Consider the following 7090-nt stretch of genomic DNA (forward strand, 5'->3'; position numbering starts at 1 on the left):
GGGCTTCAAACAGACTGTTTTTCTATTTCAGCTGTAAGGGCTGCTTGCTGATCGCAACTATTTTACAAGGGGCGTTTTTGCTTTTTCTCCGTAGCCTTTGCCACTGCGCTGAACGGCTACACTTATAGAGGTGTATCCATTCCGTTCATGGCTTACACGTAAAGACAATCTATTGTTATCTGTTCAGGGCTAATGGCATCAACTTAAGGGATGAGCCATTATGGGTCAATTTAACCCGTAAGGAATTTACGGAGTGATTTCAGCAATTTTTTACTCAGGGCACGTTTTTTTCCTAGCATAAGCCATAGTGGTGAACGGAAACTAGAAAAAATATGGAATAAATAATATGTATTAGCTGCAGCGATAGAAAAATCTATAAACAAATAACGTATAGCATTAAACGTAGCCCGTAGGGGAATCGAACCCCTGTTTCCAGGATGAAAACCTGACGTCCTAACCCCTAGACGAACGGGCCATATGACGGAATAGCCAGCTAGTATGAACTAGCTAGCTATTACTAAAGTCAGGTAATATAAAAAAGGATCTCAAATGATATTTACCACCTGGGTTGCAAATTACTAAAGGAATAGAGATGCAAGATTATAACCAGCATTAACCGTTAGATGGTGTGGCTTGGCTTGTTTTAAATCAGTAGCATCTGAGAATATAGTTTGTGACTTATCTGAGGCTAGGTCAAAGCTATTCATAAAGTTGAAACCATATTTAATGTCAATAAATAATCCAAAAGGCAACTCATATGCCACACCAGCAGTAGCTGCCAGACTAAAGCCTGCTACCTCTTTTTTGTGATCATCAGTAAGGTCAAAGTTCTCACCAGATTTTTTACAGGTTGTGCTAAGTGGCATATAAGGAGCACCACCCAACATAATCTTTAAAATACCTTGTTCTTGCTGACGACCAAGCGGATAAACACATAAAGAAATAGGAACATGCAGGCCATGACTCAACATGGTAATAGATGGAACAGCAGTTTTTTTGTCATCAGTTTTAGTATCACTAGTTTTAGTATCACTGGCATTATCTGCTTGTGCTTCTAGTGTAAATCCTTGCCTCAAGTAACCAATTTGTATTTCACCACCTACATAATCGTTAAAAGCATACTCGCCATAAAGACCACCACAAACAAACAAGTTATCAAAATACTTACACTTGATTTCTTTACTATTAATCTTAGCCTCACAATTGCTTCCTGCATAGGGGGTCACACTCCCGCCAAGCTTTGCACCAAAGCCAAAAGGACTTACTTCTGCTTGTGCATTAAGGGCAGTGCAAACCAGAACGCCTGCCATTAACGTTTTTTTTATTCTTGTCATATCTTAATTTATATTTAAAAATTGTATCTATTATGAACTTTTTACTCTAGAATTATTACTTAATTATAACTTCTATTACAAGGCATTAACTTGGCTTTAGGCAAGCCAGTCCACCCGACCAAATGACTTAATAGCAGCAATATTAAGGCTAATTTTAAAAAAAAACAAATAAAGATGGGGCATTATTTTATTTTCCTTGAAAATGAGTTAAATAATAAGGCCTATAACTGGAAATATCTGTCCAAAGCTGTTGTTGAAATTTTGGAAACGCCAAGCTCCCTATGTGTATGGCAGAAGGAACGATATGTTCTATAAAACGAACATTTCGCTGACCTGCAAGCCATATTTTACATTTTAGCACCCCATCTCCAAAAAAAAGTAAAGGTTGCTTAGGCAGTTCATCTTTATATGACTGGCTATCCAAGAGCGCCACATGAGCAGGGCGCTTGATTTGGCCTACTTGGTCAGCTATAAGCGTATAAATAGCGTTTCTTCTGGCATCAATGGCCGGACATAACAAAGTCCCCCCATTCACAAAGGGAGCCATACCATATGCCATAGCTTCTAAGGTACCAACTGCAATAAGTGGAATAGCTAGTCCATAGCAAAGGCCTTTTGCCACTGCAGTTCCAATCCGTAGGCCCGTGTAAGAACCAGGACCACCAGATATGGCTACAGCTACTAAAGATTGGCGACCATGGTTGCTATTTTTTAATAAATCTTCTATGAGGGGCATCAAGTATTCCGAATGGGAACGGTCGACTAAGCGTGCACTATGGGCTACCAGTTTTCCAGCTTTATGTAACGCAACGGAACAAGCAGCTGTGGCGGTTTCAATGCTTAAAATAAGCGACATAAAAATATTTTTAATTTTAAGTCTATTGCCTACTAGGTGTATGACAAAGAAAACTACTCATCAAATCAAAATATAACATAGGCCAGGTAGCACTTACTTTACAAACATATGGATTGGGTTTTAAGAAATCTAACTTAGTTTTTAATGTGACCTTTGGCATATAAGCTTGTAACTGACGATAAGCCAATGACTTCTTTTGAATCAACCCACCTACCAGTAACGCACAGGAGGTACGTTCTAATTGCATAACCTGTATGACAGCCGATAGACAAGTTAAAAAGTCATCGGCTGTGTTATAAGTAAAAAGATTGCAATAGAGTAGCTTGCTTTTCTTATGAAGGACTATATAAAAATAGTCCTCTGACAACCAGACAAATAATTCTGTTTTAGGTAGACATTCTACTTGAAATCCCTGGATAATGGCATTGACTTGATGAATAATATACAAATTACTACCGGTATAGCGCTTTCTAAACCAATCTAAAACAGCGGCATTTTCTGAAAAGACAACAGACACTTTAGCCAATGGATGGGTGAAAGAGATCACCTCATCATTTGGATCTACACCACATGCAACATGAATATAGGCAGGCAAATCTTTTTTACTTAAAAGCAAATGAGGCAAAAGGGTAAACTTTCGATTTGAAACAGATAAAGTAACAGAAGACCAATCTTTTTTAATTAAAAAAAAATCTTGGTTATACAATTGTTCCAAGCTTTTGATATAGCTTGGCTGATTTTTATCCATAGGGAGTTCATATATGCCCAATAGGACGCATTCTTGGGTAGTCCGTTCTATACAACAGAATTTAATTAAACCATGACCTATATTAATAGATAAATGGTAATGGCTGCTTTTATCAAAATTGAATTTGCTTGGATGAACAACAGAAAGAATTTTTTTGGGGAAGACTTCCATATTTTCTTGCCGAGATGGCTATTTTTTGGGCAGAAGTAAAGATATGTATCTAATTTTTTACTTCACATCTATCTAATATAGGGGTTTTTACTTAACTTTACATCGAATAGATCACTTAACCTCTTTATCGGGAATATGAAAAAAATAGTTATTATTCTTTTGCCATCTTTCCTGTTATATGGCCTAGGTAAGGCAACTTTTAAAACTTTGTATAGCCATCGTCCACCCGCTACTGTAATCCATGAAGTAACTTTTGTAAATATTATACGAGACTTAGAATTACTGAATAGTTGGCTGCTCAATAGGTATGATCCTAAAGAAACTATAGATATATTACACCATCAAAACCATCAAAAAATATTAGCCTTATATAAGGTAGATCCGAAAACCTTTAAAGAGAGTGTAAAGTATTATCTAGAAGCTTCTTCGGAGAGAGCCCTTACTATTTATGAAAAAGTCTATGTAGCTTTACAAGCACTTGCTAGTGAGTAAACGCCTTGTAAAACACAGATACGGGTGGTATCTTAAGTATCTATTGCAAAGGCAATCTAGTGTTAATTTATAGGTTATTTAATAGGTGATAATGGAATCCACTATTGCGATTGGTAGTTACGTACAGCTTAAAGATCATCCTACCATAGGTGAAGTGGTACGTATAAGCCTAGATAAAAAAGTATTGGTTGCTGTTGGGATGTTACATTTTTACTTACCACTTCACGCCATTGAATTAGTAAAATCTCCATCGCCTATTGCCAAAACAGCTGCTAAACGAAACAACTTTAGCAGGGGTAAACCATCTAAGAAAACCGATCCTGTACTTGATCTACATGGCTTGAACAAAGCACAAGCGTTATTGCTATTAGAAAAGTTTCTAGATCGCGCCTTATTATTGGGTCATAGTCGATTAAAAATCATCCATGGACAAGGAATGGGCATTTTACGTCATGCGATACGCAAATATTTAAACAAACACCCTTTAGTAAAAGAGGTAATAGGGGAAAGTCCCATAGATTGCATGGCAGGTATGACCATAGCTCAGCTATAGCCCTCATGCTATCTAAGCTTAGTAGCCTAGCATAATAATACTTTTTTGGCAGAAATACTGATCAATTTTTTATTTAAACCAGCTTTTAAAGATGACCCCAACGATTAATGACTATTCAGCAGATAATATCCAAATACTAGAAGGGTTAGAAGCAGTGCGCAAACGCCCTGCCATGTACATTGGGGATGTAGGCATAAAAGGGTTACACCATCTTGTTTGGGAAGTAGTAGACAACTCTATTGATGAGTCTTTAGCAGGCCATTGCACTAAAATTGGTATTATTATTCATGAAGATAACGCTATTACCGTATGGGATAACGGTCGTGGGATTCCTGTTGGCCTCCATCAAAAAGAACAAAAATCAGCCTTAGAGGTGGTTATGACCACACTCCATGCAGGGGGTAAATTCGATAAAGATACCTACAAGATTTCTGGTGGCTTGCATGGTGTAGGAGTTTCTTGTGTAAACGCATTATCCATTCACTTAGAAGTTACCGTATACCGAAATGGAAAAATATACAAGCAAGCATATGCCCAAGGCATTCCACTCTACGCTGTTAAAGAAGTAGGTACTACCCAACTACGAGGCACCACCGTTCATTTTACACCAGACAGCGCTATTTTTACCACTACGGTCTATAACCTACATACGATTATCAATAGGTTACAAGAGCTGGCCTATCTAAATGTAGGGTTAAAGATGGAACTAGAGGATCGACGTGAAAAAGATGAACAAGGTAACCCTTTTAGCCAGCACTTCCATTCTCAAGGAGGACTTCGAGAATTTGTTGCCCATTTAGACAGCACCAAAGTGTCCATTATGCCCGCCCCTATTCTTGTAGAGGGGGAAAAAAACAATGTAGTGGTGCAAGTTGCCATGACTTACAATACAGGCTATTCTGAAACAGTGGTTTCCTATGTAAACAACATACATACCCTTGAAGGGGGCATGCACGTAACTGGATTCAAAAGAGCCTTAACACGCACCTTAAAAAACTATGCGGATAAATCTGGTTTACTAGAAAAAGCAAAAATAGAAATCATTGGAGATGACTTTAGAGAAGGTTTAACTGCTGTAATTTCTGTAAAAGTGGCAGAACCTCAATTTGAAGGACAAACAAAAACCAAACTAGGGAATGCAGAGGTACAAGGTGCTGTAGAAAGCTGTGTAGCCGAAGCATTGCATTACTACTTAGAAGAACACCCTAAGGAGGCAAAACTGATTATTAATAAAGTGATCGTAGCTGCCCAAGCTCGCCAAGCTGCTCGGAAAGCACGTGAAATGGTTCAACGCAAAAACGTCTTAATGAGCAACAGCCTACCTGGTAAATTAGCTGATTGTTCCGAACGAGACCCGACTCTTTGTGAACTCTTTCTGGTTGAGGGTGATTCGGCTGGTGGTACGGCTAAAATGGGTAGAAACCGAAGGTTCCAAGCCATTCTTCCCTTAAAAGGAAAAATTTTAAACGTAGAAAAAGCGCAAGCATATAAAATATACGATAATGAGCAGGTCAGAAATATGATCACAGCATTAGGCGTAACCATGGGCACAGATGGTAGTGACCAAGCCATCCATTTAGATAAGTTACGCTACCACAAAATTGTCATTATGACCGATGCAGATGTAGATGGCAGCCATATTCGCACCCTCATTTTAACTTTTTTCTTTCGCTATATGCGCGACATTATAGAAAAGGGCTACCTTTATATTGCTTCTCCTCCACTTTATTTGGTAAAACGAGACAAAGCAGAACAATATTGTTGGACAGAATCAGAAAAAGAAGCCTATGTAGCGCAATTTAGCTCTAAAGATGGAAAAGCTGATGCTGTATTTGTACAACGTTATAAAGGGTTAGGTGAGATGAATGAAATTCAACTTTGGGATACCACTATGGATCCCACCCGACGAAACCTAAAACAGGTAACCATAGCTTCTGCGCTGGCAGCAGAACATCTTTTTTCTATGTTAATGGGAGATGAAGTACCACCTCGCAGGGAATTTATAGAACGTTACGCCAAATACGCTAAATTAGATGTATAAAGTAAGGCGTTTTTTCTTTTTATAGGTATACGGCAATAGTCAGGGCTGAATAGACACTTTTTTATCGCAAGCTTATAGCTTTCTTAACTTAAACTCTTTAAATTCACAGTAGTAATCCAACGGTTGTGTAACATTTAAACATTTCAAGTAAAATGATCTTTAGAAATCTATATTATCTAATCTTAGGTATGCTATTAGGGACTGTATTAGGCGCTTTCATTTGCGATGATACTAAGAAAAAAATAACAAAAGCAATGCAAAAAAAAGCAACACAGCTATCTGGTTGTCTTAAATCATCTTCTGAAAAGGCCGAGGAAGCCATTCATACTATTAAAAATGCCGTTAAGGGATTAACTTAAATAAGTTTATAATAGGCTGGGTTAATTCCTATAATAAATAATATATGTCTAAAAAATTATGGTTAGGTTGGGGGGCATTTTTAGGTATGCTTGCTTTATGGTTTTTGATCCCTAATAGCGATAAGACAAAACTAAACAAAAAGTTATATGTGGGTATACAACGGGCTTCCCTATCTATTGTAAAGCAACATTTATTGAGCCCTTGGGTAAAAAAGATCGTAGCGCTGCTTTTTTAGCAATCTGCTTGTTTATACCTCTTCAACCTATTTCTATCCATCCCCTACTGGGTCAAAAGTGTAAAAAAAATGCTATATTATTTAATAATCAACAAAACATCATCCTTAAGTTGACGCTATTTTGTCAACACATACCTCCTCGTAAACTTCAGTCAATCAAGTTGCTTTTTTAGGTATAACCCTGCTATACCGCTGAAACAGTTGACAGGAAGGCTGCAGCGTGGATTCTGTTTTTTCAGCTGTAAGGAGTGATTTCAGCAATTTTTTACCCAGGGCTTGATTTTTTGCTTACTTTTTTAT

Annotated in this window: 8 protein-coding genes and 1 tRNA gene; 5 read left to right on the forward strand and 4 right to left on the reverse strand. The window is 37.7% G+C overall.

The genetic code is table 11. The annotated features are described in order from the left end of the window. Positions 1-403: 403 nt before the first annotated feature. From MUW74_RS01905 to MUW74_RS01920, 4 genes are all read right to left on the reverse strand, one after another. Positions 404-475 (reverse strand) — tRNA-Glu (locus tag MUW74_RS01905). 103 nt (positions 476-578) lie between these two features. Next, positions 579-1334, reverse strand: coding sequence for an outer membrane beta-barrel protein (locus MUW74_RS01910; RefSeq protein ID WP_243518654.1), 756 nt, complete (start codon positions 1332-1334; stop codon positions 579-581). Between the two features lie 187 nt (positions 1335-1521). Further along, complete coding sequence (gene tsaB, locus MUW74_RS01915) at positions 1522-2190, reverse strand: tRNA (adenosine(37)-N6)-threonylcarbamoyltransferase complex dimerization subunit type 1 TsaB (protein ID WP_243518652.1); 669 nt, start codon at positions 2188-2190, stop codon at positions 1522-1524. A 22-nt stretch (positions 2191-2212) separates the two neighbouring features. Then, on the reverse strand, positions 2213-3109 hold the full coding sequence (locus MUW74_RS01920; protein ID WP_243518650.1) for a DUF3822 family protein: 897 nt from the start codon (positions 3107-3109) through the stop codon (positions 2213-2215). Positions 3110-3244: 135 nt separating this feature from the next. Between MUW74_RS01920 and MUW74_RS01925 the strand changes: the two genes are divergently transcribed. From MUW74_RS01925 to MUW74_RS01945, 5 genes are all read left to right on the forward strand, one after another. After that, positions 3245-3601, forward strand: coding sequence for a DUF4296 domain-containing protein (locus MUW74_RS01925; protein ID WP_243518648.1), 357 nt, complete (start codon positions 3245-3247; stop codon positions 3599-3601). A gap of 91 nt (positions 3602-3692) precedes the next feature. Next, positions 3693-4154: a Smr/MutS family protein gene (locus MUW74_RS01930; protein WP_243518646.1), complete on the forward strand. Its 462-nt coding sequence runs from the start codon at positions 3693-3695 to the stop codon at positions 4152-4154. A gap of 91 nt (positions 4155-4245) precedes the next feature. Continuing rightward, positions 4246-6195 (forward strand): DNA topoisomerase (ATP-hydrolyzing) subunit B, encoded by a 1950-nt coding sequence (gyrB, locus tag MUW74_RS01935; RefSeq protein WP_243518643.1) that lies wholly within the window; start codon positions 4246-4248, stop codon positions 6193-6195. Positions 6196-6347: 152 nt separating this feature from the next. Then, positions 6348-6554: a hypothetical protein gene (locus MUW74_RS01940; protein WP_243018324.1), complete on the forward strand. Its 207-nt coding sequence runs from the start codon at positions 6348-6350 to the stop codon at positions 6552-6554. 44 nt (positions 6555-6598) lie between these two features. Further along, the gene (locus MUW74_RS01945) at positions 6599-6790 is read left to right on the forward strand and encodes a hypothetical protein (protein WP_243518640.1); all 192 of its coding nucleotides are present in this window, start codon (positions 6599-6601) and stop codon (positions 6788-6790) included. Positions 6791-7090 lie beyond the last annotated feature (300 nt).

It is taken from the genome of Candidatus Cardinium sp. cBcalN2, assembly GCF_022810445.1.
Taxonomy (GTDB): Bacteria; Bacteroidota; Bacteroidia; order Cytophagales; family Amoebophilaceae; genus Cardinium.

Excerpts from the sequence above, each read along its gene's own strand:
- tsaB (WP_243518652.1), bottom strand. The coding sequence starts at position 2,190 with ATGTCGCTTATTTTAAGCATTGAAACCGCCACAGCTGCTTGTTCCGTT.
- MUW74_RS01925 (WP_243518648.1), top strand. The coding sequence starts at position 3,245 with ATGAAAAAAATAGTTATTATTCTTTTGCCATCTTTCCTGTTATATGGC.
- gyrB (WP_243518643.1), top strand. The coding sequence starts at position 4,246 with ATGACCCCAACGATTAATGACTATTCAGCAGATAATATCCAAATACTA.
- MUW74_RS01920 (WP_243518650.1), bottom strand. The coding sequence starts at position 3,109 with ATGGAAGTCTTCCCCAAAAAAATTCTTTCTGTTGTTCATCCAAGCAAA.
- MUW74_RS01940 (WP_243018324.1), top strand. The coding sequence starts at position 6,348 with ATGATCTTTAGAAATCTATATTATCTAATCTTAGGTATGCTATTAGGG.
- MUW74_RS01910 (WP_243518654.1), bottom strand. The coding sequence starts at position 1,334 with ATGACAAGAATAAAAAAAACGTTAATGGCAGGCGTTCTGGTTTGCACT.
- MUW74_RS01930 (WP_243518646.1), top strand. The coding sequence starts at position 3,693 with ATGGAATCCACTATTGCGATTGGTAGTTACGTACAGCTTAAAGATCAT.
- MUW74_RS01945 (WP_243518640.1), top strand. The coding sequence starts at position 6,599 with ATGTCTAAAAAATTATGGTTAGGTTGGGGGGCATTTTTAGGTATGCTT.